At 42.4% G+C, this 1,334-nt stretch carries 2 protein-coding genes and 2 pseudogenes; all 4 read right to left on the bottom strand.

Going from position 1 to position 1,334, the window contains the following annotated elements; all coding sequences use genetic code 11:
* Positions 1–440: pseudogene (locus ACFIKJ_RS09290) on the bottom strand (phage late control D family protein); the annotation flags it as partial.
* Positions 437–661, bottom strand: coding sequence for a tail protein X (locus ACFIKJ_RS09295; protein WP_273724325.1), 225 nt, complete (start codon positions 659–661; stop codon positions 437–439). The gene ACFIKJ_RS09295 and the pseudogene ACFIKJ_RS09290, both read right to left, overlap by 4 nt.
* Positions 658–1,038, bottom strand: a complete 381-nt coding sequence (locus ACFIKJ_RS09300; RefSeq protein ID WP_273724432.1) for a phage tail protein — start codon at positions 1,036–1,038, stop codon at positions 658–660. The genes ACFIKJ_RS09295 and ACFIKJ_RS09300 overlap by 4 nt, the downstream gene beginning before the upstream one ends.
* 5 nt (positions 1,039–1,043) lie before the next feature.
* Positions 1,044–1,334 (bottom strand): annotated as a pseudogene (locus ACFIKJ_RS09305) (phage tail protein); the annotation flags it as partial.

Here is a 1,334-nt window from a genome sequence, read left to right on the forward strand (position 1 = left end):
CGCACAACGATTTTTGCAAGAGAAGGATCAACCTTTGGCGTATAGCCATTACGCTCTGCTATCTCTTGAACAATACTGCCAAGGGTTTGCTGGTGATAGGATTGGCTTTTTGGGGTTCTGTAAGACGTGTTCATTGATGCGGCGCGCCCTGTCACACTTAAGCTTTGTGGTGGGCTGCTTACAGAGATTTCGTCTATCAGATAGGCTCCCATATCGCGGTTTTTTCCGCCTTCATAGCCAAGTTTTACAGAAATGACTGTCCCGATAAGAGGAATATCAAGAAAGCCGTTATCACTGTCACGCGCACGGTCATCAAGCTCTATAGTGATACGATCACTTTTGTTTTCTGCTTCATCGGTAATTTCAATTGATAAAACATAATCCATAAGAGTTTTTGTGATGTCTTCTCCATTTGCCAGAACCATGCAAAAAGGTTTCATGATTTGCTACCCCAAATTCTGATTACTGGTGTAGCTTTCGGATAGGGGAGGGTTGGTAAGAGTATCGTGATGCCTGCTTTTAAAATGGGTCCATAGTCTGCAAGCCCAAAATTAGCTGCATAGACGCGTTCAACAGCAAGCGCTTGCTGACCTTTGGCATAGTATTTCCAGCAAATGGCATCAACCATATCACCATCTTTGGTCATATAAAGATCACTCATAGGTCTTCACCATATTCTCTCAACTTTATTGTAAATTCTTGTTTTTTGGGGGTGCCATTATGATGAAAAACGCTTTGTTTTTCCTCTACAGAAAGAATGACAAACTTACCTAAGATTTTGCCTTGACCGGTAACAAGAATATGAGGTCCCATATGCGCTATTTGTCGCAAATATTCGATTTGTCCGTGACCACCTTTGAAATCTGGATAAATCACGCCTGCTAAAGAAAACTCCGCATTTGCAACAGCTGGCAATTGAAGAGCCGCCTTTCTCCCCAATCGCCCTTGTTCTACCCATGGAACCCCATAAGACATATCAAGTGTTTGATAAGCTGCTGTTTCAATAGAAAAAATAAAACCACCCAAAGCTAACATCATGGTATTTAATCCGAAAGGCTAGAGGCTATGGCTAAACGTTGCTGTTTTGCATAGCGTTCAAGTGCTTGATTGACAGCGTCTCTGATTTCGTCCTTGAGACCATTGGGGACGGAAATATTTAGATTTGTAATGGTTACACGGGCGTCTACTTCAACGGGCTTATGAACCGTAATTGGCTTTGGAGCTTTAAAGGCACCCACTTTATTTGTTGCCTGCATTTGTCCTGTTTCAACGGCTCCTGTATTAAAACCACTCTTGCGTTTTTCAGGTGGGGTATTTGTAACCACTACTGTATC

The organism is Bartonella sp. PS7NMGDW (assembly GCF_042193585.1).
Lineage (GTDB): Bacteria > Pseudomonadota > Alphaproteobacteria > Rhizobiales > Rhizobiaceae > Bartonella > Bartonella grahamii.

Bases quoted from the DNA above. Each gene is read 5' to 3' on its own strand.
- ACFIKJ_RS09300 (WP_273724432.1), bottom strand. From the start codon at position 1,038: ATGATGTTAGCTTTGGGTGGTTTTATTTTTTCTATTGAAACAGCAGCT.
- ACFIKJ_RS09295 (WP_273724325.1), bottom strand. From the start codon at position 661: ATGAGTGATCTTTATATGACCAAAGATGGTGATATGGTTGATGCCATT.